Source organism: Gemmobacter nanjingensis (assembly GCF_014652195.1).
GTDB classification, from domain to species: Bacteria; Pseudomonadota; Alphaproteobacteria; order Rhodobacterales; family Rhodobacteraceae; genus Gemmobacter; species Gemmobacter caeni.
In genome coordinates this window covers 72,783-96,932 of sequence record NZ_BMYI01000013.1, presented here as the reverse complement: position 1 = coordinate 96,932, position 24,150 = coordinate 72,783, and the positions used below count along the sequence as shown (strand labels likewise).

Sequence of the window (24,150 nt, the reverse complement as noted above, 5' to 3'; positions counted from 1 at the left end):
CCTGCGGGGGCATGCAATGGTGTTGATCAGGGGAACTTCCGGCAACGACAATCTTGGTGATAGCGATCCCGATTATACCCGTCGGGAAACGGCAAACCGGATCGAAGGGCTGGCGGGTAACGACACGCTGGAAAACAGCCGCGACAACGATACGATCTTCGGCGGTGCCGGTGATGATGTGATCACGCGCGGCATCACCGGCGAGACCGAGGAATTCAATTTCACCGCCGAGAATTACTCTGGCCCCTATACCGAGAAAATCATTCCAGCGGGCACGGACATCATCAATGCAGGCTCTGGCAACGACGCCATTCAGGCCAGCGGCGGCAATGACAGTTATGACGGCGGGTCGGGTTATGACCTGCTGGATTACAGCTCGTGGTCTATCGGGTCCGGCACGGGCGTGGTCTATTACATGGCACGCCGTATCACCACCTCGTTTCCGAAAGGCGTGACTGTCGACCTCGGGCTGGGGCTGGCCACGTTTGACGGCGGCACGGTGAAGGTGGAGCATTACAGCTCCTCTACCGGGCATGTATATGGTTCGGGCACCGCCTCGGGTGTCGGGCGGTTTTCGCACAGCCTCGTGGGGTTTGAGGCGGTTATCGGCTCGATCTATGCTGACCGCCTGACCGGAACTGACCGCAAGGATGTAACAGAGTTTTTCGATACCGGCGGCGGCACGGGGCCGGGCAACGACCGGATCAACGGTGGCAAGGGCCAGGACATCGCCAGCTTCGCCACCAATTATAACGGTGTGGTCGCCGACCTTTCGGCCCGCAAGGCCGAGATCAACCTGAAGGTCTATGAGGACGGCAGCCAGAGCGGCGGGGGTACAACGATCCTGATCGGGATCGAGGGGCTCTATGGCTCAACCGCCGCAGACGTGCTGCGGGGCGACGGGCGTGCCAATACCTTCAACGGCCGTGCAGGCGATGACACGATCGAGGGCGGCGGCGGGGTCGATACCGTCGTCTATAACATGGATGTCTTGCCAAATGCAGGGCGTGCGCTGGGTCTGAGCTTCCGTCCGGTCACAGGGGTGAATGTCGATCTGGACGACGGCAGCGCCACCGATGAATGGGGCAATACCGACAGCCTGAGCGGGGTCGAGAATGTTCAGGGCAGCCATAATGACGATACCCTGGCCGGGGACGATGGTCGCAACAGGCTGGAAGGGCTTGGCGGGGCAGACGTCATCTATGGTGGCGCCGGGCTGGACGCGCTTTATGGCGGGGCTGGTGCCGACAGCGTGGAAGGCGGGGCCGAGGGCGACAAGATCTGGGGCGGCGCCGATGACGACGATCTGTCGGGCGATGCCGGCGATGATCTGCTCGACGGCGAGGACGGCAATGACCGGCTGGATGGCGGGGCTGACAATGACCGCCTGCGTGGTCACGCGGGGGACGATACGCTGCTGGGCGGGAAGGGCGAGGATGCGCTGGACGGTGGCGACGACAATGACAGCCTCGATGGCTCAAAGGGCGATGACACGCTGGAAGGCGGCGCCGGGGCCGATACGCTCATCGGTGGGGCGGGCGGCGACAGCCTGACCGGGGGCGATGGCGCTGATGTGGTCAAGGCGGGTGGCGGAAGTGACCGCATTGTCGCGGGTGACGGGGCTGACAGCTATGATGGCGGCAGCGGCAAGGATTACCTCAATACTGCGGAGGCGACGGGCGGGCTGCGGCTTGACCTGGGTGCAGGGACGCTCAGCGCGAAGGGGCTGGGGGCCAATACGCTGAAAGCCATCGAGAATGTCTTTGGCACCGATTTTGCGGATCGTATGGTGGGCGATGCCAAGGGCAACCGCCTTTATGGCTTCGACAGGAAAGACCTGATCGACGGCGGGGGCGGCAATGATACGCTGCTGGGCGGCGCCGGGCATGACAAGATCGAGGGTGGTGCGGGGAACGACCGGATCGACGGTGATGCCGAATTTGAAACCACCGGCAGGTCGGTCGGCACCGGGCGCGATACGCTGTTCGGGGACGAGGGCGACGATCTCATCCTCGGGGGCGGTGGCGCGGACAACCTGTTCGGTGGTGCCGGGGCCGATACGCTGAACGGCGGCGACGGCAATGATATCCTGAACGGCGGCGGCGGCGCGGATCTGTTCATCTTCTCGAAGGGGCGCGACACGATCCGCAACTTTAATCTGAAAGAGGATGTGATCGACGTCGCGGGTGGCGACAGCCTTGCCCGCTTCCGCAATCTGGAGGATCTGGGGGCGGCGGTCTCTGAAAGCCGGGGTAATCTGACGATCACTGTCGGGGGCAGCAGCCTGACCCTGCAGGGCATCAGTTTCGAGCAGCTGAAGCCGCATAACTTCGACTTCCTGTGACCGGGCCGTGATCGGGGCGGCGGCGATGGCCTCTCGCACTATGGGCGGTAACATCCTATAAGGCTGCGCAGCAAAAGCCGAGGAGTTGCCATGCCCGCCGATCTTTCGCCCATCGACAAGGCCAAGTTCGTCGCCGCCAAACGCGCGGTGGATTATGTGGAATCGGGCATGAAGCTGGGCCTTGGCACCGGCTCCACCGCTGCATGGATGGTGCGCTGTCTGGCAGAACGCATCCGCGAGGAGGGGCTGAAGGTCAAGGGCGTGCCAACCTCCAGCCGCACCGCCGAACTGGCCCGCAGCCTCGGCGTGCCGGTTGTGTCGCTGGATGATGCGAAATGGCTGGATCTCACCATTGACGGCGCCGATGAAATCGACAGCCAGCTGAACCTTATCAAGGGCGGCGGCGCGGCGCTGTTGCAGGAAAAGATCGTGGCGACGGCCAGCGACCAGATGATCGTCATTGCCGATGCCGCGAAAGAGGTGGCGCAGCTTGGCGCCTTCCCGCTGCCGGTCGAGGTGATCCCCTTCGGATGGCAGACCACCAAGGCGCTGATCGAGGAAACGCTGGTCAGCCTTGATGTGCTGAGCCGCGACTGCACTTTGCGCATGAATGGCGACGCGCCTCTGGTGACGGACGAGGCGAATTACATCGTTGACCTGCATCTGAAACGCATCGGCAATCCGCGTCAGCTTTCGCTGGTGCTGAACCAGATCCCGGGTGTGGTGGAAAACGGGCTGTTCATCGACATCTGCGATATCGTGGTGGTGGGCCATGGCGACGGCCGTGTGACGGTGCGTGACATCAACTCGGGCGAGGTCGAGGACGGCCATATTGATCTGGCGCCGAGCGACAACATCTTCACCGATGCGGACGACTGAGATGGCATACGACTACGATCTGTTCGTTATCGGTGGCGGTTCTGGTGGCGTGCGCGCGGCGCGGATCGCCGCCTCCGAGGGCGGGGCCAGGGTCGCGCTGGCCGAAGAATACCGCATGGGCGGCACCTGCGTCATTCGTGGCTGCGTGCCCAAGAAGCTGATGGTCTATGCCAGTGAATATCCGGGCCTGATCGAGGATGCCCGCGCCTACGGCTGGAAGGTCGAGGCGGGCGCCTTCAACTGGGGCCATTTCCGCGTGCAGCTTGAGGCAGAGCTGAACCGGCTGGAGGCGGCCTATCGGGGCGGCCTGACCGGCGCGGGGGTGCAAATCTTCGACCAGCGTGCCACGGTGGTTGATGCGCATACGGTAGAACTGGCCGAGGGCCAGCGTCTCACCGCGAAACATATCCTGATCGCCACCGGCGGGCGTCCCTTCGTGCCGGATGTGCCCGGCGCCGAACTGGCCGTTACCTCGAACGAGATGTTCCGTCTGGAAAAGCTGCCCAAGCGGGCGCTGGTGGTGGGCGGCGGCTTTATTGCGTCAGAGTTTGCCTGCATCCTCAACGGTCTGGGCGTCAATGTCTGCCAGTATTATCGCGGGGCGCAAATTCTGCGCGGCTTCGATGACGAGGCGCGGGGTCATGTGGCAACCGCCATGCAGGCGTCAGGTGTCACCATCCATTGCGGCACTGATGTGCTGCGGCTGGAGAAGACGCATGGCGGCATCCGCGCTGTGGCAACGGATGGCACCGAGCGCGAATTCGATCTGGTGCTTTATGCCACTGGCCGCAAACCCAATACCTCCGGTCTGGGGCTGGAGACTCTGGGCGTCGAACTGGGTCGCAATGGCGAGGTGAAGGTGGATGACTGGAGCCAGAGTTCCGTGCCCTCGATCTATGCTGTGGGCGATGTCACCAACCGGATCAACCTGACCCCGGTCGCGATCCGCGAGGGCCATGCCTTTGCGGATACGGTGTTCGTGGGCAAACCGCGCAAGGCAGATCACGAACTGGTCGCCTCTGCCGTCTTTACCCAGCCGGAGCTTGGCACTGTCGGGATGACCGAAGAGGCGGCCCGCGATCAGGAGCCGGTCGAGGTCTATGCGGCCAGCTTCCGTCCGATGCAGTCGCTGTTCGCAGGGCGGCAGGACCGCGTGCTGATGAAGCTGGTGGTCAGCCAGTCCAGCCGCAAGGTGCTCGGCTGCCATATCGTCGGCCCCGGCGCGGGCGAGATGATCCAGCTTGCCGCCATCGCGGTGAAAATGGGGGCGACGAAGGAAGATTTCGACCGTACCGTGGCCGTGCATCCGACCATTTCCGAGGAATTGGTGACGATGCGCAATCCGGTGCGCCGGGGGTAGGGCGCCAGTCTGCGACCAAAGCTCTCAACCGCGGGGATTCAGGGTTGATTTTCACGCCGGAATGACCAGTTAGCTGGAAACGAAAACAGTTAGGGAAAAGTCGATGTCGAATGGAGGACCGTGGGGCGGTGGCGGCGGTGGAGGCGGTGACGACCGCGACGGCCGCGACAACGGGCGTGGCGGGCCGCGCAGGCCCGGAAACGATGGACCCCAGATTCCCGAGATCGACGAGATCGTGAAAAAGGGACAGGAACAGCTTCGCGTGCTGATGGGGGGGCGTGGGCGCCCCGGCGGTTCGGGTGGCGGCGGTGGCAATGGCGGCTCACCCGTTGGGCCGATCCTGTCGAAGCCCGGCATCGCGCTGGCCGCGCTGGTGCTGGCGGGCCTGTGGTCTTATGCCTCGTTCTATACAGTGAAGCCCGAGGAACGCTCGGTTGAACTGTTTCTGGGCAAGTTCAGCGCGGTGGGGAACCCCGGCCTGAACTTCGCGCCCTGGCCCTTTGTCACCGCCGAAGTGGTGCAGGTGACCGGCGAACGGACGACCGATATCGGCACTGGCCGCAACGGCGAGATGGATGGCGGGCTGATGCTGACCCGTGACCAGAACATCGTGGACATTGACTTCCAGGTGGTCTGGAACGTGTCGAACCCGGCCGACTATCTGTTCAATCTGGCGGACCCCGCCGATACGATCCGCGCGGTTTCGGCCTCGGCCATGCGCGACATCATTGCCAGGTCCGAACTGATCCCGGTGCTGAACACCGGCCGTGGCCCGATTGCCGCCGAGCTGCGTGAGGCGGTGCAGAACACGCTTAACAGCTATCAGGCCGGCATCAATGTCGTGCGGGTGAACTTCAACCGCGCCGATCCGCCGGATGAGGTGCGCGATGCCTTCCGTGAGGTGCAGGCCGCGCAGCAGGAACGCGACCGGCTGGAGAAAGAGGCCGATGCCTATGCCAACCGCGTGACCGCGGGCGCACGGGGGGAAGCCGCGCGCATCACCCAGGACGCCGAGGCCTATCGCGCCCAGGTGACCAACGCCGCAGAGGGCGAGGCGAGCCGCTTCGGCGCCGTCTATCAGGAATATGTCAAGGCGCCGGATGTGACGCGCAAGCGGATGTATCTGGAAACCATGGAAAATGTTCTTGGTGGCATGAACAAGGTCATTCTGGACGAGAAGGATCAGGGCAGTTCGGGCGTCGTGCCGTATCTGCCGCTGAACGAACTGGTCCGTCCGGCCGAACAGCCCAAGCCGCAGGGGAGCAACTGACATGTCGAAAGCCCCCTTCTTCCTTGGCGCCGCTTTCATCGCCGTCGTCACCGGCCTGTCCTCGATCTTCATCGTCGATGAGCGCGATCAGGTGCTGATCCTGCAATTCGGTCAGGTCAAGCAAGAGGTGACCGAGCCGGGCCTGGGCTTCAAACTGCCGTTCATTCAGGACGTCGTCAGCTATGAGGACCGGATTCTGGGTCTGCAAACGCAGCCGCTGGAGGTCACGCTCAGCGACAACCGTCGCCTGATTGTCGATGCCTTCGCCCGCTGGCGCATCGACAACCTGATCGACTTCCGCGAGGCCGTCGGCCCCGGTGGTGTCGAGGCGGCGCAGGCACGGCTTGGCCCGGTGGTTTCCGCCGCGATCCGCGAGGTTCTGGGCTCGGTGCCGCTGAATGCCGTGACCTCGAACGACCGGACAGCGCTGATGAACCGCATCCGCGATATCGCCAAGCGCGAGGCGCAGAGCCTCGGTGTCGAGGTGATCGACCTGCGGCTGACCCGCACGGACCTGCCGGATCAGAACCTTGCCGCGACCTTCGCCCGGATGCGGGCCGAACGGCAGCGTGAGGCGGCAGACGAGATCGCGCGCGGTAACGAGGCCGCAAGCCGCGTACGCGCCGCCGCTGACCGCAGTGTGGTCGAGGTGACTTCGGACGCACGGCGCCAGGCCGAGGTGATCCGTGGTGAGGCCGATGCCAAGCGGAACGCAATCTATGCCGAGGCTTTCGGGCGCGACCCGGAGTTCTTTGCCTTCACCCGCTCGCTGACTGCCTATGAGCGGGCGCTGAAATCTGGAAATTCGTCGATCGTGCTGACGCCCGACAGCGAATTCTTCGATTACCTGCGGGATGCGCAGGGCAGGCAGCAGTAACGGGCATGGCGCTGATCTTCTGGCTGATCGGCGCTGCCTGCGTGATCGAGGGGCTGGTGCTTGCGCTGGCCCCTTCGCGTATTCCGCAGCTTCTGGCGCTGATTGCGGCGATGACCGTATCACAGCGCCGCATGGCGGGTCTGGCGGCGCTGGCTGCAGGTGTGGCGCTGCTGTGGATGGCCCGCAGCCTCGGCTTCGGCCCCTCCTCCGGCTGAAGCTGGCGGGTTGAAACAGTATCTCACACCCAGTTGACGCGGCGCGACTTGGTTTGCATTGCGTCGAAACCGGCTTACTGTTGTCTATAGCGCCATACCCGGACAGGTTCCGGGACGGAACTTGCAACCGAAAGGAGAGAGCGGTGCAATCCAGAGCCATTTCCATGGAAATCGCATCGGCCCCGCCCCGCGTCGGCTTGATCCGCCTGGCGGGCGCGATGCTTCTGGGCCTCGCGGTGGCCATGGGGCCGATCACGCGCGCGGAAGCGCGCGGCGCCCCCGAAAGCTTTGCCGATCTGGCGCAACAGATCAGCCCTGCGGTGGTGAACATCACCACTTCTGCCGTGGTCGAAACCTCGACCGAGGACATGCCGCAACTGCCCGACGGCTCGCCCTTCAAGGATTTCTTCGACCAGTTCCAGAACCCGAACGGCGAGCCGCGCCGGTCCGAGGCGCTGGGTTCGGGCTTCGTGATTTCCGAGGACGGTTATATCGTCACCAATAACCACGTCATCGAAGGCGCCGACCAGATCGAGATCGAGTTCTTCTCGGGGGACCGTCTGCCCGCGAAACTGGTGGGAACCGACCCCAAGACCGATATCGCGCTGCTGAAAGTGGAAAGCGACAAGCCGCTGCCCTTCGTCAACTTCGGTGACAGCGATCTGATGCGCGTGGGCGATTGGGTGGTGGCCATGGGCAACCCGCTGGGTCAGGGCTTCTCGGTTTCGGCGGGCATCGTTTCGGCCCGGAACCGCGCGCTGACCGGCACCTATGACGATTATCTGCAAACCGATGCCGCCATCAACAAAGGCAACTCGGGTGGCCCTCTGTTCAACATGGACGGGCAGGTGATCGGCGTGAATACCGCGATCCTGTCGCCCAACGGCGGCTCCATCGGCATCGGCTTCTCGATGGCGTCGAATGTGGTCAACAAGGTCGTGGATCAGCTGCGCCAGTTCGGTGAAACCCGCCGTGGCTGGCTGGGCGTGCGCATTCAGGACGTAACCCCGGACGTGGCCGAGGCGATGGGCCTTGCCAAGGGTTCCAAGGGGGCGCTGGTCACGGATGTGCCGGATGGCCCGGCCAAGGATGGCGGCATTCTGGCGGGCGACGTGATCGTCAGCTTCGCGGGCAATGAAATCCGGGATGTGCGTGATCTGACTCGTCGTGTGGCCGATGCCCCGGTTGGCGAGGCGGTAAAGGTTCTGGTTCTGCGCGAAGGCAAGTCCGAAACGCTGAGCGTGACGCTGGGCCGCCGGGAAGATGCCGAGAAGGTTGAAAACACCGCTGCCAAGAAAGGCGACACCGCGCCCGCCCGGCAAGAGCTTCTGGGTCTGACCCTGTCGCCGGTGACCGAGGAACTGGCGGCGCAGATGAACCTGCCCGACGGCACCGAAGGCCTGGTGGTCACCAAGGTCGACGGCACGTCGGAAGCCTTCACCAAGGGCCTGCGCGAAGGCGATCTGGTCACCGAGGCTGGCCAGCAGAAGGTCAGCCGTATCGAGGATCTGAAAGACCGCCTGACGGAAGCCAAGGATGCGGGCCGCAAATCCATCCTGCTGCTGATCCGCCGCGATGGAGACCCGCGTTTCGTGGCACTGTCGGTCGAGTAAGCGAGGCGCAAATACAGGAAAGGGCGGCGGGGCAACCCGCCGCCCTTTTTGTTTGTCCGGAGCGCAGCCGGGGCTTCCCCCCTGTGCCGCATCGCGGCATTCTTGCCTTGTAAACAGGAGCCGCCGCCATGCCAGACACAACTGCAACCCCGCCCGACCACGAGCCGGTGATCCGCACTATTGCCATGCCCGCCGATACGAACCCGGCGGGTGACATCTTTGGCGGCTGGCTGATGGCGCAGATGGACCTTGCCGCAGGCAACCTTGCCGCCCGTATCGCCCGTGGCCGGTCGGTCACCATCGCGGTGGACGGGATGACCTTCCTCAAGCCCGTGAAGGTGGGGGATGTGGTTTCGATCTACGCCGATCTGGAAAGCACCGGCCGCAGTTCCATGCGCATCCATGTCGAGGCCTGGCGCCGCCATCGCTATGACACCGAAAACATCAAGGTGACCGATGCGACCTTCACCTTTGTCGCCATCGACGAAACCGGCCACTCCCGGCCAATCCCGAAAGAGCAGCTGTCGCAGGGCTAGGGGCGGATCTCGATGGGTGTGCCATCGGGGACCAGGGCCCAGATCTCATGCATCTCGGCATTGGTGACGCCGATGCAGCCATCGGTCCAGTCACGCAGCCGGTGCAGCGGTGCAAGCCAGCCCCAGCCGTTCGGCAGGCCGTGGATCATGATATTACCACCGGGGTCCTGGCCTGCGGCATGGGCCGCCGCGCGGTCGCTGGCGTCGGGATAGGAAATGTGCAGGCTCAGATAGGCCGAGGACCGGGGGTTGCGCCAGTCGATGACATAGCGGCCCTCGGGCGTGCGCTCGTCGCCTTCGTGACGCTTGTGGCCGTCATCTGCCGCCGCGCCCAGCACGATGGCATAGCTGCGCAGCAACCTTTCGCCCTGCCAAAGCTCCATCTTCCGGTCGGCCTTGTCCACTCGGATCAGATCGGCCTGTTCTGCCGGGGCAGCCATAACCGGCGGATCACCGGGCGCAAGGCGCGCCATGGCCTTGGTATAAACCCAGGCGCCGGGCAGGGCGACGATAAGCGCCGCAAGGATCAACCGCCGCTGCATCCGGTTCAGCCGATCTCGCGCAGCAGGCGTGACCGGAAGGACATGAGCCAGTCGGCGCCTTCCTCGGCCATGCGGCGGCCCTCGGTGGTCTGCATGGCGTGCACCAGCGGCAGCAGCTTTACCTCGATATGGTCCAGCGCGAAGGCCCGGTCATCCAGCGGGCGGTGGCTGGCCAAAGGGTCGTCGGCATCGAACAGCGCGCCGCCCATCGCACCTGCGACATAGAACATCCGGGCTATCCCCAGCGCGCCCAGCGCCTCCAGCCGGTCGGCATCCTGAAGGATGCGCGCCTCTGTCGTTTCGGGTGGGATGGCGGCGGAAAAGCTGTGGGCCGCGATGGCATGTTCGACAGCGGGCAGTTTTTCCGCCGGAAACCCCTGTGTTGCCAGCCAGTCGACCGCCGCGCGTGCGGAAAGGCGCGACGCCTGTGCCCGTTCGGGGTGGTTCTTCGGCAGATTGACCAGATCGTGAAAGAAGGCGGCGGCCAGCAGAACCTCGGTATCGGCGCCGCCCTCGGCCAGTGCGATGGTCTGGCAGTTGCGCCAGACCCGGCGCAGGTGGCCCAGATCATGCGCGCCATCGCTCTGGTCCTGCCAGCGGCGCAGCACTTCAGCCTCGTAGGCAGCCTGTCTTTGGGTCAGGGTCATTGTATCTCGTCCAGATCTGTTGTGACGATCCCCAGCGCCCGCGCCGCGCGCAGGGACAGCGTGGGGCTGTCAAGGCCCAGCGGCTCCTGAAAGCGACGGATCGATTCCGCCGTGGCGGCATCCATCGTGCCGCTGACCGGCGCCATGTAATAGCCCCGCGCCTTCAGCGCCCGTTGAAGCGTTGCCACGAAAGCCACGGTCATCTGGTCGGGGCAGGGGGTGCGGAAATGTACCGCTTCGCGTTCCTTCACCACACGCTGATGCGCCTCGCTGCTGTAGACCGGCGGGGCGATCAGGTTTCCGGCGGCATCGCGCTGCGCTTCGGTCACCAGCACCTGTTCGGTCACCGTCTCGAACACGGCGGGGGTGACATCGGCGGCCCAGCATTCACCGGGGCCACCCTTGGGCAGCGGGTCAAAGGGCGAGGGCGGGCGGATCACGTCTGCGGCCAGATCGGCGGTCGCCGGGCCCTGCGTTCCGGTGCCGGGCTGGCAGCCTGCCAGAGCGATCAGCGCAAGGAAAAGGGCGACCGGCGCGGGGCGCAGGAGGGCGCGGGATCGGATCATCGGGTCTCTGTTGCTGCTCGTTCTGCCTTCAGGCCGGGGCAGAGTAACGGCAAAATCCGTGCGGCGAAAGGGGGGCAAGACCTGTCGCCGCCGGGCTGGAAGCCCGCGCCGATTTCGCCTATGTCTTTGCCGCAACCTGTGAACAAAGGCCCGGCGAAATGGCGAAGATCACCTATGTGGAGCATAACGGAACCCAGCATGTCATCGAGGTCGCGACCGGCCTGACGGTGATGGAAGGCGCGCGCGACAATGGCGTGCCGGGGATCGAGGCCGATTGTGGCGGCGCTTGTGCCTGTTCCACCTGCCACGTCTATGTCGCGACGGAATGGGTGGACCGCCTGCCCAAGAAGGACGCGATGGAAGAGGATATGCTGGATTTCGCGTGGCAGCCCGATCCGGTACGCTCGCGTCTGACCTGCCAGCTGAAGGTCAGCGATGCGCTGGACGGTCTGGTGGTCAATCTGCCGGAGAAACAGATCTGATCTGACGGCAGGCCCGGTCCGTCAGGGCCGGGTCGGCCGGGGTCAGAACGGATGGGCACGGCCGTCCCAGGTTTCAAACCTGCCGGTCGTGGCAACGTCCAGCGCGTCCAGCCGGTCCAGAATGCCTTCGGCGGCGGCCTCGGGCGTGATTTCGGCGCCACTTCCGCCCATGTCGGTCTGCACCCAGCCGGGATGCAGGATCGAGACGGCAATGCCTTCGGGTGCCAGATCGGTGGCGAGATTGCGCCCGAGATTCAACACCGCCGCCTTGGAGGCCCGATAGGCATAGCTGCCGCCCGGCGCACGCTGGGTAGAGCCCATCTGCGATGACAGGATGACGATGCGCCCGCGACTGGCCCGCAACAGGGGCAGCACGGCCTGCACCGTCAGAAAGACGCCTGTGACGTTGGTGGCAAAGCTTTCGGCCCAAAGCTCCGGCGCATAGCCATCCTCCAGCCGCTGCCCGCGATCCAGCAGCACCCCTGCATTGCAGATCACCGCATCCAGCGGACCCAGCTGCGCGGCGAGGGCTGTCTGCGACGCCGGATCGGTCACATCCAGCCGCTCCCAGCGGATTGCAGGCGTCTCGGGCGGGGTGCCGCGGGTCGTGCCGGTCACCTGCCAGCCCCGCGCATCCGCAGTGGTGGCCAGCGCGCGGCCGATGCCACGCCCGGCGCCGGTGATCAGGAGATGCGGCATCAGTTGGCCTTTCGTACGGGCAGGAAGGGCAGCGGTGCGACGGGCACGCCTTCCTCGATCAGCTTGCGCGCTTCGTCAGGCCGGGCCTCGCCATGGATTGCGCGTTCGGGGCTGTCGCCCGCATGCATGCGCCGTGCCTCGGAAACGAAGTTCATCCCGACATATTCGGAGTTTGCCTCGACTTCGCGGCGCAGCGCCGCCAGCGCGGTTTCAATTTCAGAGGCAGGCGCTTTCAGATCGGGCCGGGCCGCTGGCTCCGCCGCTTTGGCTGCGACTGCCGGGGCCATCAGTGCCTTCTCCACCCGGTTGCCACCGCAAAGCGCACAGCTCACCAGCCCGCGGGCCTTCAGATCGTCGAAAGCAGTGGCCGAGGCGAACCAGCTTTCGAAATCATGTCCTTCGGCGCAGTGCAGCGAATAGCGGATCATGGCCTTTTCCGGGGTTGAGTATCTGTCACAGATGGCCCGCCCGGCGACGGAAATCAAGCACCGCCAGCGGTCTTGCCCGGAAACACCGCCCGGCTGTCAAGGTTGGCCAGCAGGGCCTGCAACTCGGGCTCGGCCACCTTGCGGGCCGCCTTGCGGGGGCGGAACCACTTGCGGCGGCGCTGTTTTTCCTCGGGGAAGCTGCCAGCAAGGGCCGACACCTGCAGCGGGTAGACTGCCACGACACAGGGGACCGTCTGGCGTTTCGGCCCCTCGCCGCGCCCCAGCCCCTTGTCGTAGGAATAAAGCCCCAGACAATGCGTATCCGCCTGACCTTCCACCCCCGCTTCCTCCCACGCCTCGCGGGCGGCAGAGGCTTCGGGGCTGAGCCCGTCAATCGGCCAGCCCTTCGGGATCACCCAGCGCCCGGTATCGCGACTGGTGATCAACAGCACCTCGATCCCTTCACGACCGGCGCGCCAGCACAGCGCACCGTATTGTGTGCGGGTATCCGCCGGTTCGGGGGGCGGCATCTCGGGCCTCATTTCAATCGTCACGTCATTGCCTGCCTGTTACGGCCCGCTACACAAGAACGGGTATGTTCCTTTGCGGGATTCTCTGTATCTTGGGTCTGTCTGAACCCTGATTATGGAACATAGGTTCGACTGACGGCAAGACCAACCTCTGCGACGGGAGATCCTTCTTGCGGGAACCGGAAGCCAGGTTCAGCGTTGATTGCGGGGGGCCGCAAACTGGCCATTGCCCGTAACGGCCCCGCGCTGAAGGCGGCCGGAAAGGAACAGGGGATGAAACGCATTCACCGTCGCATGCTGATCGGCGCCGCCCTTGCGGTTGCCGGTTTTGGACCTGCCCTTGCTGCCGCGGCTCCGGCTTTCCGCTTTGATGGCATTGACGGCGGCACGCTGGATACATCGGACTGGCGCGGGCGTCCTGTTCTTGTGGTCAATACTGCCTCCCTTTGTGGGTTCACGCCGCAATATGATGCCCTGCAAGCCTTGCAGGATCGTTACGGCCCGCGTGGGCTGGTGGTTCTGGCGGTGCCTTCCGACGATTTTGCGCAGGAGCTGAAAGACGACGCGGCGGTCAAGGAGTTTTGTGCGCTGACCTTCGATCTGACCCTGCCGATGACCCGCATTACCCATGTGCGCGGGGCAGGGGCGCATCCGTTCTATCGCTGGATGGCAGAGGAGCACGGCTTCACCCCCAGCTGGAATTTCAACAAGGTGCTGCTGGGGCCGGATGGCCTGCCGCGCGGCACCTGGGGCGCGCCGGTTACCCCGCTGTCGGCTGCGATCACCGGGGCGGTGGAGGCTGTCCTGCCGTGACATCCGCGCCGGTCGGGCCGCTGTTTCTGGGCTCCGAAATCTATCGTGGTTCGTCCTACGGCGTGCTGCATCCATTGCGCGTGCCGCGTGTGCCGGTGGTCATGGATCTGTGCCAGGCATTGGGATGGCTGACGCCGCAGGCCTATCGCACCAGCCCGCGCGCCAAACCCGCCGCGCTGACGCTGCTGCACGATCCGGGTTATCTGGAGGCGCTGGTGCAGGCCGAAAGCCTGACCCGCGCCGGGCAGCCGCTGCCCGATGACTGGCGCCCGCGCTTCGGTCTCGGCACGCTGACCAACCCCTGTTACCCCGAAATGTTCCGGCGTCCGGCGACCGGGGCGGGAGCGATGCTCTGGGCGGCGGAAACCCTGGCAGCGGTGCCATCCGGCGTGATCCATGTGCCGGGCGCGGGCACGCATCATGGCCTTGCCGGGCGGGCTGCGGGCTTCTGCTATCTGAACGATGTGGCTCTGGGGGTGGCGGCGCTGCGCCGGGCGGGTCTGGCGCGTGTGGCCTATGTCGATCTGGACGCGCATCATGGCGACGGGGTGGAGGCGGCCTTTGCCGGTCAGCCGGAGATCCTGCTGATTTCCGTGCATGAGGAAAACCGCTGGCCCTTCACGGGGCGGCTGGAGGATGATGCGGGTGGCAATGCCTTCAACCTGCCGGTGCCGCGCGGTTTTCACGATGACGAACTGGCGCTGGTGATGGACCGGCTGGTGTTGCCCCGTGTGGCGGCGCACCGGCCCGAGGCCATCGTGCTGCAATGCGGGGTGGACGGTCTGGCCGAAGACCCGCTGGCGCGGCTCGCCTTGTCGAACCGGGCCTATCTGGCGGCGGTTTCGGCGTTGCAGCCGCTGGCGCCCCGGCTGATTGTCACTGGCGGCGGAGGCTACAATCCGTGGACGGTGGGGCGGGCCTGGGCTGCGATCTGGGGGCTTTTGTCGGGGCAGGAGATGCCCGACCGCCTGTCGCCCGGCGCCGAGGCGGTGTTGCGTGCTCTGGGCTGGAACGGCGGCGCGCGCGCCTTGCCGTCAGAACTGATCTACACCACGCTGCTCGACCCGCCGCGCGGCGGCCCGGTCCGGCCTGAGATCCGTGACCGGCTGGCCGTGCTGGCGCGGCGCTGACGGTTGCAGCGCCGCGCAGGGCGCGGCAGCATGGGCCGAACCCGCAGGAGGCCGCATGACGATCCGTGCTTTCATCGCCATCGGACTTCCCGAAGGCATCCGCCGCGACCTGGCCATGCTACAGGCCCTGTTGCCTTTGCCCCGGCGGCTGGAGCCGGAGGATTTTCACCTGACGCTGGCGTTTCTGGGCGACCAGCCCGAGCCGGTGCTGGAGGCGCTGCATGACGGGCTGTCGGGACTTGCGGCGGCTCAGTTCAGCCTGACGCTGGAAGGGGCAGGGCTGTTTGGCGGAGTGCGGCCGCGGGTGATCTGGGCGGGTGTGGCGGAAAGCGCGTCGCTGCGGCACCTGCAGGCGCGTGTAGCGCGGGTGGCGGTGCAGGCGGGCATTCCGGTCGCGACACAGGGGTTCAACCCGCATGTGACGCTGGGCCGGGCCGGGGCGCTGGAGCCGGATCAGCGCGCCCGGCTGGAAGCGGCGGTGGCGGCCGCTCATGGTTTTCGCGCCGGGTCCTGGCAGGTCGAGGCCATCGGCCTTTACGCCTCATACCCGGCACGCAAGGGCGCGCGCTATGATCTTCTGGCGGATTACCCGCTGACGGAACGCGCGTCGGGGAGGTGATTCAGAACCGCGCCCAGCAGTGCGGCTGCGGCATCCTCGCCGGTCAGCAGATCGGCGGCGCGGGCGGCCAGACGCGCCTGTGTTGCCGCATTGCAGCCGGTAAGGGCGCTGGCCAGACTGGCCTCGTCGGTGGCAATCGCGCCGCCACCGCTGTCGAGCAAGGCGAAAACCTCTGTGAAGTTATGCACCGAAGGCCCGTGCAGGATGGCCGAGCCATGGGCCGCAGGCTCAAACGGCGTATGTCCTCCCCTGGCGGCGAAACTGCCGCCGATCACTGTGGCCCCAGCCATCGCATACCAGTTCGGCATCTCGCCCAGCGTATCGGCCAGGTAGACCGCCACCTCCGGCCCCGGCGTCTCGCCTGCCGAGCGTGTGGCATAGGGCAGACCGCCCGTCGCGATCAGCGTCGCGATGGCGGCGCTGCGGCGTGGGTGGCGCGGGGCGAGGATCAGCAGATCAAAAGTGGCCCGCGCCGCGGCAAAGGCCGCCAGCACCACGGCCTCTTCCCCTTCGTGGGTGGAAGCGGCCAGCAGGATGCGCGCGCGCGGATGCGGCGGAGAGAAGGGGAGGGCGACGGGCGGGGCTGCCGCCGCGCGTGCCTTCAGCATCAGCCGGGGACCGAGGCTGCTGGTGGGCAGGCCAAGTGTGACCAGCCGCGCCTCTGAAGCCGCATCCTGTGCCGAGGCCAGTGTCACCCCGCCCAGAACAGCCCGCAGGATACCCGGCGCCCGGCGCCCCCAGCGCAGGGCCGAACGTTCGGACATCCGCGCGCCCAGAAGGATCACCGGGCCGCGTCCGGCCATGTGGGCAATCCGTTCAGGCCAGAGTTCGTTTTCCAGCAGGATCAGCGTGCGCGGTTGCCAGCCTGCAATGAAACGACTGACTGCACCGGGAGTGTCAAAGGGGGCCAGACGGGCTGCAACCCCCGGCAGGCTCCAGCCTGCCACCATCGCCCGCGCGGTTCCGGTATTGCAGGTCACCACCATGCGCAGCCCTGGCCGGGCCGCGATGACCCGCTCCACCAGCCAGCGGGCCGAGGCAAGCTCGCCGTTCGAGGCGCCATGCAGCCACAGGTCCACCGGCTGTCCGCCCAGCCCCATCCGTTCGGCCAGCGCCCCGGCGCCGGTGCGCCCGGTCAGTCGCTGCCACAGTGCCACGCCCAGCAAGGCCGGGAACAGAAACCGCAGGATCAGGCGATAAAGCCACATTCACGCACCACAGGAAGGTCTGCCCCGTGCTTAGGCGGGACAGGCGCGGCTGGCAAGCGCGGGAAGTTCTATCTGAGATACTAGAATTAGAATTGATCTAACTCAAAGTCGGTAGCGCCCAGACAGGGCAGTCTGGGTCCGGACGCGCTGCAAGAGACGAGGAGAGACCGGGATGCGCAAGCTGACCATCCTGCTACTGGCCACCACGCTCATGACAGGGGCGGCGCAGGCCGATGCCCTGCGCGACGCCGCACTGGAGGTGTTCAGGCCCTTGCCCTCCACCATTCCGGCGGTGAAGGACAATCCGGTGACGCCGGACAAGATCGCGCTTGGAAAGTCGCTGTTCTTCGATCCGCGACTGTCAGCCTCGGGCGTGTTCTCCTGTTACTCGTGCCACAATCTTGCGACGGGCGGTGACGATAATATGGAGACTTCAGTCGGTCATGGCTGGCAGAAGGGGCCGCGCAACGCGCCGACCGCACTCAATGCCGTGCTGAACGAGGCGCAGTTCTGGGATGGCCGCGCGGATGATCTTAAGGCCCAGGCCAAGGGGCCGGTGCAGGCCGGGGTGGAAATGGCGAACACGCCCGAAAATGTGGTGGTGACGCTGAAATCCATGCCCGCCTATGCCGAGGCCTTCGCCACCGCCTTTCCCGGCGAGGCCGATCCTGTGACATTTGACAACATGGCCAGAGCGATCGAGGCGTTCGAGGCGACACTGATCACCCCCGCACCCTTCGACGCCTGGCTGAATGGCGATGACAACGCCTTGTCGACAGAGGCGCGGGCCGGGTTGCAGCTGTTCATGGACAAGGGCTGTTCGTCCTGCCACTCGGGCGTCAATATCGGCGGCCATGGCTATTACCCCTTCGGTCTGGTCGAAAAGCCCGGCGCCGATGTGCTGCCTGTCGGTGACAAGGGGCGCTTCGCCGTGACCGAGACAGCGGACGACGAATATGTCTTCCGCGCCGCGCCTTTGCGCAACATTGCGCTGACCGCGCCCTATTTCCATTCCGGCAAGGTCTGGGATCTGGATGTCGCGGTGGAAATCATGGCCGAAAGCCAGCTGGGCGAGGCGCTGAAGCCCGAGGAAACCGCGCAGCTTGTGGCCTTCCTCGACAGCCTGACCGGCACACTCCCGCAGATCACCGTGCCTGTACTGCCGCCGGAAACCGGCGCGACCCCGCGTCCGACACAGGATATCCGCTGATCCCCAGTCAGCGGTCCGGGCGCCGCCCACAGGCGCCCCACTGCCCCCGCCCCGCAAACGGGCGGGGGATTTTTTTCTGTCCCCTGCGGCGTGCTTTTGGCAGGATGCGCGCGATTGTTCTGTCGAGGTTTCCCTATGCGCCTGTTCTCTGCCCTGTTGCTGTGCCTGCCTGCCGCCGTCCAGGCCGAAACCTCTGGCCCGCTGGTGGGCTGCGAGGTCGGCGAGACCGTCACTGTTCCGGGCTTCAGCGGGCCGGGTACGATTACGCAGGACATGGGCGCGATCTGCATGATCACCATGGGAGATGGCAACATGACCGCCGCCCCGCCCGATGCACTGTTGCGGCTGGCCGACACCGGCGGCGCGGGTGGCATGCTGACGCCGGGTGCCTATGCCTGCTCTGATCCGGGTGGCGTGGCTGACCCCTTCCCGCTGGAGATCCTCGAAGGCGGCAAACTGCGCGACCACTATGGTGCCGAAAGCATCTGGACCCGGCGGGGCGAGGGGGTGTTCGAGGTCACGCAAGGCACCATGAACGGCGTGACGGGGCGGGTGGAGGGCACGGGCTTTGTGATGGGCGGTTCGAGCCTGTTCACCGAGATGACCTGTGTTCCGCAGGCTTGATCTCGCCTTCCTGCTGCTGGCGACACCTGCGCAGGCGCTGCCGGTTTGCGAGCCGGGCGCGCTGGTCACCGTGCCGGACCGTCAGGCCTTGGCAGTCGTGACAGGCGACGAAGAAGGCTTGTGCCGCCTGCGTTTTGACAGCGGAGACGAGGCCTTGCGCCATCCGGCTCTGCTGCTGGCTACGCCGGCTGGCGACAGCCCGCCCGAACCTGTCGCGCTGCCGGATCAAACTACCGGCGGCTGACGCCCTGGCCAGTCGGTCGCGCGGTGATATTGCTGGCCGATGGCCAGCACCTTCGCATCTGCCCCGGTCGGACCAAATATCTGCATCCCCATCGGCAGACCCTGCGGCCCGAATCCGCAGGGCACGGCCAGCGATGGCAGGCCGATCAGGCTGACGGGCACCACCACCTCCATCCATCGGTGATAGGTGTCCATCTTCCGCCCCGCGATGTCCTGCGGCCAGCGCCAGTCAGCGGGGAAGGGCCAGACCTGCGCGGTGGGCATCACCAGCGCGTCATACTGCCGGAACAGTCTGGCTGCGCGGGCATACCAGCGTGAACGGATGACGCTCGCCTCATGCACCTCGGCGGCGGTGACGCGCAGACCCTGTTCGATCTCCCATTGCGTCTCGGGCTTGAGCTGGTCCCATTTCGCCGGATCGTCGCGCATTGCGCCTTTGGCTCCGGCATTCAGGAAGGCGCGCAGCGTCAGCCAGGCCTGCCACAGCTTTTCGGCCGGGAAGGGCGGGGCGACGGGCTCGATCCGCGCGCCCTGATCCTCCAGCACCCGCAATCCGGCCTGACACAGGTCCAGAATCCCCGGCTCGCAACCATAGGCGCCGCCCCAGTGGCCCAGCCAGCCGATGCGCAGCCCTCGGAGGTCGATCTCCAGCCGGTCTGCATAGGGTTCCACTGCGCGGCCGAACGGTACTTCGGGGTTCTCGCCTGCCAGCACGCCCAGCAGCCGTGCCACATCCTCGACCGTGCGGCCCATCGGTCCCTCTGTCGCCATCGTTGCCATGAACGTGTCGCCCACCGCATCGGAAGGCACCAGACCCCAGGTCGGGCGGAACCCATAGATGTTGCAGAAGGCGGCCGGATTGCGCAGCGAACCCATCATGTCACTGCCATCCGCCACCGGCACCAGCCGCGCCGCCAGCGCCGCCGCCGCCCCGCCCGATGAGCCGCCCGCCGTGCGCGACAGGTCATAGGGATTGCGCGTGACGCCAAAGACCGGGTTGAAGGAATGGCTGCCATGGCCCCATTCCGGCGTATTGGTCTTGCCGGTGAAAATCGCGCCGGCGGCCCGCAGCCGTGCCGCCACCAGATCGTCAGCCCCCGGCACGAAACCGGCAAACAGCGGCGAGCCGTAAGTGCTGCGCAGCCCCTTCACCGCCACAAGATCCTTCACCGCGTGGGGCATCCCGTGCAGCCAGCCGCGCGGTGCCATCTCATCCGCTGCCCGCGCCTCGGCCATCAGCACATCGGGATCGCGTGCTGATACCACGGCATTCATCGCTCCGTTCACCGCCGCCATGCGGTCAAGATGCGCCGCCATCACCTCAGACGGCTTCACCTCGCGCGCGGCAATCAGCCGCGACAGGTCCGAAGCGCTCAACCCGGAAAGCTCCACGCTTTCCTCCTTCATCTGTTCATAAATATCCTCGCGGGTGCGGGGGGCAGACAGCCCCCCGCCCTGACCTCAGAGCCCGCTTTTACTTCTGAAGCTCGGTCCAGATCGCGGTCATGTATTCCTGCGCCTTGGGCGAACAGGTCGGCAGGAAGTGGCCCGACGCCTGAAACTCTTCGGGGGTCACCACTTCCGGTGCGGTCTTCATGTCCTCGGGCATGAATTCCTCGGAACCCGTGATGCCATTGGCGTAGCGGGCAAAGGCCGACAGCATGGCCGCATTTTCCGGCAGCATGATGAAGTCGATGAACTTGTAGGCTTCCTCGACATTCTTGGCGTCAGCCAGCAGACCGACCGAATCCATGAACAGCGGATAGCCTTCCTTCGGATAGCCGTATTTCACCGCCGGATTGGCCAGACGCGCCCGCATGGTCGAGCCGTTCCAGTTCACACTGGCGGCCCAGTCGTTGTTAGACAGCTTTTCGGTTGCGCCGTAATCCATGCTCAGCCAGTCAGGCTTGGCGGCCAGCAGCGCATCACGCGCCTTTTTCAGTACCTCGGTATCTTCGGTGCAGGGTTCACCCCCCACATACCAGATCGCGAGGTTCACCACGTCGTTCATCTCGGGCACGACGTTGATCTTGCCCTTCAGCTCTTCCGGCACGTCCAGAAAGACGGCAGAGGTGTTGATGTCACCGCCATAGACCGAGGTATTCACGGCGATGCCGGTCGAGCCCCATTGCCACGGCACAGTATATTTGCGGCCCTTGTCCCAGGCCACGTCGATCCACTGCGGCGCGATATTGCCAAAATGCGGCAATTTGGAACGGTCGAGTTCGGTCAGCAGGCCTTTTTCCACCCAGATCGGAACATAGTTGGCCGAAGGCACCACAAGGTCAAAGCCATGCCCGCCTGCCTCGACCTTGGCGAGCGCGGTGTCGTTGCTGTCGTAGTCGGTGACGGTGACCTTGATGCCGGTCTCTTTCTCGAATTTCTCCAACAGCTCGGGGCTGGTGTAATTGCCCCAGTTGAAGAGTTGCAGTTCGCCCGCGGCATGGGCGAGGCTGGTGCTGGCCAGCAGCAGGGCGCTGGCACCAAGCAGTTTCTTCATATCTTCTCTCCTTGTTGGTGGTGGCTAGGGTTCGGGGCTTCAGCCCTTCTTGCGGGTCAGCAGAAAGAACGCGGTCAGAAGAACCACGGTCAGCGCAAGCAGACCTGTGGAGATTGCATTGACTTCGGGCGTGATGGCGCGGCGCATCTGACCCAGCATGTAGGTGGGCAGCGTATCCTGCCCGCCCGCCTTGACGAATTCGGTGATGACCACATCGTCAAGGCTGATGACGAAGGCCAGCATCGCGCCCGCGATGATTCCCGGAAACAGCAGGGGCAGGGTGACAAAGCGGAAGGTCTGCCAGTCCGAGGCGTAAAGATCGGCGGCGGCAGTTTCGAGGCTGAGGTCCATCCCTTCCAGCCGGGCGCGGATCGGCAGATAGGCAAAGGGAATGCAGAAGGCCGTATGGGCCAGGATCAGATAGCCGAGGCCCTGATAGCCGGTCGCCTGCTTGATGACCCCGAAGAAGATCAGCAAGGCAACTGCGGTCACGATTTCCGGCACCATCAGCGGCTGGTTGATCATCACATAGATGAAGGTCTGCCCCCGAAAGGCCGGGCGGCGGGTGGTGCCAAGCGCGGCCATGGTGGCCACGCTGGTGGCGATGGCCGAGGCCGAGACCGCGATGATCAGCGAGCGCAGCGTCGCAGATTTCACCGCCTCGTTGGCCCAGGCCTTTGCGAACCAGTGGAACGAGATACCTTCCCACACCGCGATGCTTTGCCCTGCGTTGAAGGCATAGATCACCAGCGTGAAGATCGGCAGGTAAAGCACGACAAAGGCGGCGACGGCGATGGTGGCAAAGCCCGGAATGCGGGTGGCTGAAAAGTTGCGGTCAGCCATGCGGGTTGCTCCCTTTCGTCGCAGCGCGCACATAGACCAGCAGCGCCACCATGACGATCATCAGAAGCGCCATCGACAGTGCCGCACCCAGCGGCCAGTTGCGGCCCTGGCCGAACTGCAGTTCGATGAAGTTGCCGATCATCATGTTCTTGCCGCCGCCCAGCACGCGCGGCGTCACATAGGCCCCCAGCGAGGGCACGAAGACGAGGATCGAGCCCGCCACGATCCCCGGTTTGACGATGGGCAGGATCACCCGGCGCAGCACGGCCATGCGGCTGGCATAAAGATCATAGCCCGCCTCCAGCAGCTTCATGTCGAAACGGTCGATCGCCGCAAACAGCGGCAGCACCATCAGCGGCAGATAGACATAGGCCATGCCCACCAGCACCGCGAAATCGGTGTTGATCATGCGGATTGGAGCATCAATCAGCCCGGCCTTGGTCAGCACGGTGTTGACGATACCTTCGTTGCGCAGAACCTCGTTGATCGCGAAGGTGCGGATCAGCAGGTTGGTCCAGAACGGAATGGTTATGAGAAACAGCCACATGGCCCGCGCTTTCGGCGCCCTTGTGGCGATGAACCATGCCGTCGGAAAGCCCACGACGAAGGTGATGATCGTGGTCAGCAGCGACAGTTTGACCGAGCGCCAGAAGATCGTCAGATGCGCGTCGGCGAGCTTCAGTGACCCGTCGAAGATATCGCGGGAATAAAGGATGCCGCGCCAGCCATCAAGGCTGAAGCCCCATTCCACATTGCCGTATTTGCCCGGCAGCAGGAAGGAATAGACCAGCACGATCAGCAGCGGCCCGGCGGCGGCAAGGAACAGCAGCAGCAGCGCCGGTGTCGAAAGTGCCCAGGCGCGGCGGGTCTGGCGGGAACGGGCCTCGCTTTCCATGCTCATGGCTCAGTCCCCCAGAATCTGTAGCGCGCCATCGGTGAAGCGCAGGCCCACCGCCTCGCCCTTCGTCAGGGCGCTGTCGCCGGTCGCGCCGCTTTGCAGGCGGGCCACCACCTCGGTGCCGTCGCGCAACGCCAGATGCACATGGGTGTCGGTGCCGAAATAGACCCAGCCAGTGATGGTGGCGGGCAGGCTGCCCGGTTCGGCCGCAGGCACCAGCCGCACCTGTTCGGGGCGGACGGCCAAAGTGGCGGGGCCGGTCTTGCCGCCGGTGCTCAGCGCCAGCACATCACCGCTGCCCAGCACCGCCCCGGTGGCACCCAGCACGGCGGGCAGGAAATTCGTCTCGCCGATGAAGCTGGCGACGAAGCGGTTGACCGGCGTCGTATAAATCTCGCGCGGGGCGCCCACCTGTTGCAGCTTGCCCGCGCTCATCACCCCGATGCGGTCACTCATGGTCAGGGCTTCTTCCTGATCGTGGGTGACGAAGACGAAGGTGATGCCGGTTTCGGTTTGCAGGCGCTTGAGTTCGACCTGCATTTCCTTGCGCAGCTTCAGGTCCAGCGCCGAAAGCGGTTCATCCAGCAGCAGAACCTTCGGCGTGGGCGCCAGCGCGCGGGCCAGTGCGACGCGTTGTTGCTGCCCGCCCGACAATTGCGAGGTCTTGCGCCCCGCCATCGGCTCCAGCTTGACCAGCGCCAGCATGCGTTCGACCGTCCGGTCAACCTCGGCCCTGGGGCGGCCCAGCATCTGAAGCCCGAAGGCCACGTTCTGCGCCACCGTCAGATGCGGGAACAGCGCATAGCTTTGGAACACCGTATTCACCGGGCGGCGGTTCGGGGGCAGGGCGGTGATGTCCTGCCCGTCCAGCAGGATCTGCCCCGAAGTCGGGGTTTCGAACCCTGCGATCAGCCGCAATAACGTGGTCTTGCCACAGCCCGAGGGGCCAAGCAGGGTGAAGAACTCACCCTTTCGGATCTGGATGGAAACGTCGTCCAGCGCCCTGACCGCCACATCGCCCTGCCCGAACGCCTTGACCGCGTTGCGGGCCTCGATTGCATATTCCGTCACTGG

At 65.3% G+C, this 24,150-nt stretch carries 27 protein-coding genes; 15 read left to right on the top strand and 12 right to left on the bottom strand.

Going from position 1 to position 24,150, the window contains the following annotated elements:
* Positions 1–16 precede the first annotated feature (16 nt).
* From IE126_RS18240 to IE126_RS18205, 8 genes are all read left to right on the top strand, one after another.
* Positions 17–2,344: a calcium-binding protein gene (locus tag IE126_RS18240; protein WP_189381810.1), complete on the top strand. Its 2,328-nt coding sequence runs from the start codon at positions 17–19 to the stop codon at positions 2,342–2,344.
* Between the two features lie 90 nt (positions 2,345–2,434).
* Complete coding sequence (gene rpiA, locus IE126_RS18235) at positions 2,435–3,223, top strand: ribose-5-phosphate isomerase RpiA (protein WP_108129266.1); 789 nt, start codon at positions 2,435–2,437, stop codon at positions 3,221–3,223.
* A 1-nt stretch (position 3,224) separates the two neighbouring features.
* Entirely contained in the window at positions 3,225–4,583 is a 1,359-nt protein-coding gene (gene gor, locus IE126_RS18230; protein WP_189381809.1) for a glutathione-disulfide reductase, read from the top strand.
* Between the two features lie 103 nt (positions 4,584–4,686).
* Positions 4,687–5,853, top strand: a complete 1,167-nt coding sequence (gene hflK / locus IE126_RS18225) for an FtsH protease activity modulator HflK (protein ID WP_054302268.1) — start codon at positions 4,687–4,689, stop codon at positions 5,851–5,853.
* A gap of 1 nt (position 5,854) precedes the next feature.
* Entirely contained in the window at positions 5,855–6,730 is an 876-nt protein-coding gene (gene hflC / locus IE126_RS18220) for a protease modulator HflC (protein WP_054302267.1), read from the top strand.
* Positions 6,731–6,735: 5 nt separating this feature from the next.
* Positions 6,736–6,945: a DUF2065 family protein gene (locus tag IE126_RS18215; RefSeq protein WP_189381808.1), complete on the top strand. Its 210-nt coding sequence runs from the start codon at positions 6,736–6,738 to the stop codon at positions 6,943–6,945.
* Between the two features lie 164 nt (positions 6,946–7,109).
* Positions 7,110–8,558, top strand: coding sequence for a DegQ family serine endoprotease (locus tag IE126_RS18210; RefSeq protein ID WP_189381840.1), 1,449 nt, complete (start codon positions 7,110–7,112; stop codon positions 8,556–8,558).
* A 128-nt stretch (positions 8,559–8,686) separates the two neighbouring features.
* Complete coding sequence (locus tag IE126_RS18205) at positions 8,687–9,094, top strand: acyl-CoA thioesterase (protein WP_054302264.1); 408 nt, start codon at positions 8,687–8,689, stop codon at positions 9,092–9,094.
* On the opposite strand, the gene IE126_RS18200 is transcribed toward IE126_RS18205, so the two are convergent.
* From IE126_RS18200 to IE126_RS18190, 3 genes are read right to left on the bottom strand one after another with little or no spacing between them, the layout of a single operon-like run.
* Positions 9,091–9,636: a L,D-transpeptidase family protein gene (locus tag IE126_RS18200; RefSeq protein WP_108129271.1), complete on the bottom strand. Its 546-nt coding sequence runs from the start codon at positions 9,634–9,636 to the stop codon at positions 9,091–9,093. The two genes, IE126_RS18205 and IE126_RS18200, sit on opposite strands and share 4 nt — an antisense overlap.
* Positions 9,637–9,641: 5 nt before the next feature.
* A complete protein-coding gene (locus IE126_RS18195) occupies positions 9,642–10,283 on the bottom strand; it encodes an HD domain-containing protein (protein WP_054302262.1) in 642 nt (213 codons plus the stop codon).
* Positions 10,280–10,849 carry a peptidoglycan-binding domain-containing protein gene (locus IE126_RS18190; protein ID WP_108129272.1) on the bottom strand — a complete coding sequence of 190 codons (570 nt, stop codon included), beginning with the start codon at positions 10,847–10,849 and terminating at the stop codon, positions 10,280–10,282. The genes IE126_RS18195 and IE126_RS18190 overlap by 4 nt, the downstream gene beginning before the upstream one ends.
* Before the next feature lie 158 nt (positions 10,850–11,007).
* Here IE126_RS18190 and IE126_RS18185 point away from each other — a divergent pair, with 158 nt between their 5' ends.
* A complete protein-coding gene (locus tag IE126_RS18185) occupies positions 11,008–11,331 on the top strand; it encodes a 2Fe-2S iron-sulfur cluster-binding protein (RefSeq protein ID WP_054302260.1) in 324 nt (107 codons plus the stop codon).
* A 42-nt stretch (positions 11,332–11,373) separates the two neighbouring features.
* On the opposite strand, the gene IE126_RS18180 is transcribed toward IE126_RS18185, so the two are convergent.
* Genes IE126_RS18180 through IE126_RS18170 form a run of 3 tightly spaced genes read right to left on the bottom strand, consistent with a single transcriptional unit; the run spans position 11,374 to position 12,988 of the window.
* On the bottom strand, positions 11,374–12,030 hold the full coding sequence (locus IE126_RS18180; RefSeq protein WP_189381807.1) for an SDR family NAD(P)-dependent oxidoreductase: 657 nt from the start codon (positions 12,028–12,030) through the stop codon (positions 11,374–11,376).
* A complete protein-coding gene (locus tag IE126_RS18175; protein WP_108129274.1) occupies positions 12,030–12,458 on the bottom strand; it encodes a DUF1178 family protein in 429 nt (142 codons plus the stop codon). The genes IE126_RS18180 and IE126_RS18175 overlap by 1 nt, the downstream gene beginning before the upstream one ends.
* Before the next feature lie 53 nt (positions 12,459–12,511).
* Positions 12,512–12,988: an NUDIX hydrolase gene (locus IE126_RS18170; protein ID WP_229825642.1), complete on the bottom strand. Its 477-nt coding sequence runs from the start codon at positions 12,986–12,988 to the stop codon at positions 12,512–12,514.
* A gap of 273 nt (positions 12,989–13,261) precedes the next feature.
* On the opposite strand from IE126_RS18170, the gene IE126_RS18165 reads away from it, so the two are divergent.
* Genes IE126_RS18165 through thpR form a run of 3 tightly spaced genes read left to right on the top strand, consistent with a single transcriptional unit; the run spans position 13,262 to position 15,550 of the window.
* On the top strand, positions 13,262–13,801 hold the full coding sequence (locus IE126_RS18165) for a glutathione peroxidase (RefSeq protein WP_189381806.1): 540 nt from the start codon (positions 13,262–13,264) through the stop codon (positions 13,799–13,801).
* Complete coding sequence (locus IE126_RS18160; RefSeq protein WP_229825641.1) at positions 13,798–14,931, top strand: arginase family protein; 1,134 nt, start codon at positions 13,798–13,800, stop codon at positions 14,929–14,931. The genes IE126_RS18165 and IE126_RS18160 overlap by 4 nt, the downstream gene beginning before the upstream one ends.
* Before the next feature lie 55 nt (positions 14,932–14,986).
* The gene (gene thpR / locus IE126_RS18155; protein ID WP_189381805.1) at positions 14,987–15,550 is read left to right on the top strand and encodes an RNA 2',3'-cyclic phosphodiesterase; all 564 of its coding nucleotides are present in this window, start codon (positions 14,987–14,989) and stop codon (positions 15,548–15,550) included.
* Here the strand turns inward: thpR and IE126_RS18150 are convergent.
* Positions 15,517–16,758 (bottom strand): 3-deoxy-D-manno-octulosonic acid transferase, encoded by a 1,242-nt coding sequence (locus IE126_RS18150; protein ID WP_189381804.1) that lies wholly within the window; start codon positions 16,756–16,758, stop codon positions 15,517–15,519. The genes thpR and IE126_RS18150 overlap by 34 nt on opposite strands.
* A 172-nt stretch (positions 16,759–16,930) precedes the next feature.
* Between IE126_RS18150 and IE126_RS18145 the strand changes: the two genes are divergently transcribed.
* The 3 genes from IE126_RS18145 to IE126_RS18135 all read left to right on the top strand — a co-directional run bounded on the left by IE126_RS18145 (position 16,931) and on the right by IE126_RS18135 (position 18,836).
* Positions 16,931–17,968, top strand: coding sequence for a cytochrome-c peroxidase (locus tag IE126_RS18145; protein WP_189381803.1), 1,038 nt, complete (start codon positions 16,931–16,933; stop codon positions 17,966–17,968).
* 135 nt (positions 17,969–18,103) lie between these two features.
* Positions 18,104–18,592, top strand: a complete 489-nt coding sequence (locus tag IE126_RS18140) for a hypothetical protein (RefSeq protein WP_189381802.1) — start codon at positions 18,104–18,106, stop codon at positions 18,590–18,592.
* Entirely contained in the window at positions 18,576–18,836 is a 261-nt protein-coding gene (locus IE126_RS18135) for a hypothetical protein (protein WP_054302251.1), read from the top strand. Before IE126_RS18140 ends, IE126_RS18135 begins: the two co-directional genes overlap by 17 nt.
* Here IE126_RS18135 and IE126_RS18130 read toward each other — a convergent pair.
* The 5 genes from IE126_RS18130 to IE126_RS18110 form a co-directional block, all read right to left on the bottom strand.
* Entirely contained in the window at positions 18,818–20,242 is a 1,425-nt protein-coding gene (locus tag IE126_RS18130) for an amidase (RefSeq protein ID WP_229825639.1), read from the bottom strand. The genes IE126_RS18135 and IE126_RS18130 overlap by 19 nt on opposite strands.
* A 67-nt stretch (positions 20,243–20,309) precedes the next feature.
* A complete protein-coding gene (locus IE126_RS18125) occupies positions 20,310–21,335 on the bottom strand; it encodes an ABC transporter substrate-binding protein (protein WP_054302250.1) in 1,026 nt (341 codons plus the stop codon).
* Positions 21,336–21,374: 39 nt separating this feature from the next.
* Positions 21,375–22,178, bottom strand: coding sequence for an ABC transporter permease (locus IE126_RS18120; protein ID WP_054302249.1), 804 nt, complete (start codon positions 22,176–22,178; stop codon positions 21,375–21,377).
* On the bottom strand, positions 22,171–23,079 hold the full coding sequence (locus IE126_RS18115; RefSeq protein WP_054302248.1) for an ABC transporter permease: 909 nt from the start codon (positions 23,077–23,079) through the stop codon (positions 22,171–22,173). Before IE126_RS18115 ends, IE126_RS18120 begins: the two co-directional genes overlap by 8 nt.
* Before the next feature lie 3 nt (positions 23,080–23,082).
* The gene (locus IE126_RS18110; RefSeq protein WP_189381801.1) at positions 23,083–24,147 is read right to left on the bottom strand and encodes an ABC transporter ATP-binding protein; all 1,065 of its coding nucleotides are present in this window, start codon (positions 24,145–24,147) and stop codon (positions 23,083–23,085) included.
* Between the last annotated feature and the right edge of the window lie 3 nt (positions 24,148–24,150).

Coding starts and splice junctions, on each gene's coding strand:
- IE126_RS18240 (WP_189381810.1), top strand. CDS start 17: ATGGTGTTGATCAGGGGAACTTCCGGCAACGACAATCTTGGTGATAGC.
- rpiA (WP_108129266.1), top strand. CDS start 2,435: ATGCCCGCCGATCTTTCGCCCATCGACAAGGCCAAGTTCGTCGCCGCC.
- gor (WP_189381809.1), top strand. CDS start 3,225: ATGGCATACGACTACGATCTGTTCGTTATCGGTGGCGGTTCTGGTGGC.
- hflK (WP_054302268.1), top strand. CDS start 4,687: ATGTCGAATGGAGGACCGTGGGGCGGTGGCGGCGGTGGAGGCGGTGAC.
- hflC (WP_054302267.1), top strand. CDS start 5,855: ATGTCGAAAGCCCCCTTCTTCCTTGGCGCCGCTTTCATCGCCGTCGTC.
- IE126_RS18215 (WP_189381808.1), top strand. CDS start 6,736: ATGGCGCTGATCTTCTGGCTGATCGGCGCTGCCTGCGTGATCGAGGGG.
- IE126_RS18210 (WP_189381840.1), top strand. CDS start 7,110: ATGGAAATCGCATCGGCCCCGCCCCGCGTCGGCTTGATCCGCCTGGCG.
- IE126_RS18205 (WP_054302264.1), top strand. CDS start 8,687: ATGCCAGACACAACTGCAACCCCGCCCGACCACGAGCCGGTGATCCGC.
- IE126_RS18200 (WP_108129271.1), bottom strand. CDS start 9,636: ATGCAGCGGCGGTTGATCCTTGCGGCGCTTATCGTCGCCCTGCCCGGC.
- IE126_RS18195 (WP_054302262.1), bottom strand. CDS start 10,283: ATGACCCTGACCCAAAGACAGGCTGCCTACGAGGCTGAAGTGCTGCGC.
- IE126_RS18190 (WP_108129272.1), bottom strand. CDS start 10,849: ATGATCCGATCCCGCGCCCTCCTGCGCCCCGCGCCGGTCGCCCTTTTC.
- IE126_RS18185 (WP_054302260.1), top strand. CDS start 11,008: ATGGCGAAGATCACCTATGTGGAGCATAACGGAACCCAGCATGTCATC.
- IE126_RS18180 (WP_189381807.1), bottom strand. CDS start 12,030: ATGCCGCATCTCCTGATCACCGGCGCCGGGCGTGGCATCGGCCGCGCG.
- IE126_RS18175 (WP_108129274.1), bottom strand. CDS start 12,458: ATGATCCGCTATTCGCTGCACTGCGCCGAAGGACATGATTTCGAAAGC.
- IE126_RS18170 (WP_229825642.1), bottom strand. CDS start 12,988: ATGCCGCCCCCCGAACCGGCGGATACCCGCACACAATACGGTGCGCTG.
- IE126_RS18165 (WP_189381806.1), top strand. CDS start 13,262: ATGAAACGCATTCACCGTCGCATGCTGATCGGCGCCGCCCTTGCGGTT.
- thpR (WP_189381805.1), top strand. CDS start 14,987: ATGACGATCCGTGCTTTCATCGCCATCGGACTTCCCGAAGGCATCCGC.
- IE126_RS18150 (WP_189381804.1), bottom strand. CDS start 16,758: ATGTGGCTTTATCGCCTGATCCTGCGGTTTCTGTTCCCGGCCTTGCTG.
- IE126_RS18145 (WP_189381803.1), top strand. CDS start 16,931: ATGCGCAAGCTGACCATCCTGCTACTGGCCACCACGCTCATGACAGGG.
- IE126_RS18140 (WP_189381802.1), top strand. CDS start 18,104: ATGCGCCTGTTCTCTGCCCTGTTGCTGTGCCTGCCTGCCGCCGTCCAG.
- IE126_RS18130 (WP_229825639.1), bottom strand. CDS start 20,242: ATGAAGGAGGAAAGCGTGGAGCTTTCCGGGTTGAGCGCTTCGGACCTG.
- IE126_RS18125 (WP_054302250.1), bottom strand. CDS start 21,335: ATGAAGAAACTGCTTGGTGCCAGCGCCCTGCTGCTGGCCAGCACCAGC.
- IE126_RS18120 (WP_054302249.1), bottom strand. CDS start 22,178: ATGGCTGACCGCAACTTTTCAGCCACCCGCATTCCGGGCTTTGCCACC.
- IE126_RS18115 (WP_054302248.1), bottom strand. CDS start 23,079: ATGAGCATGGAAAGCGAGGCCCGTTCCCGCCAGACCCGCCGCGCCTGG.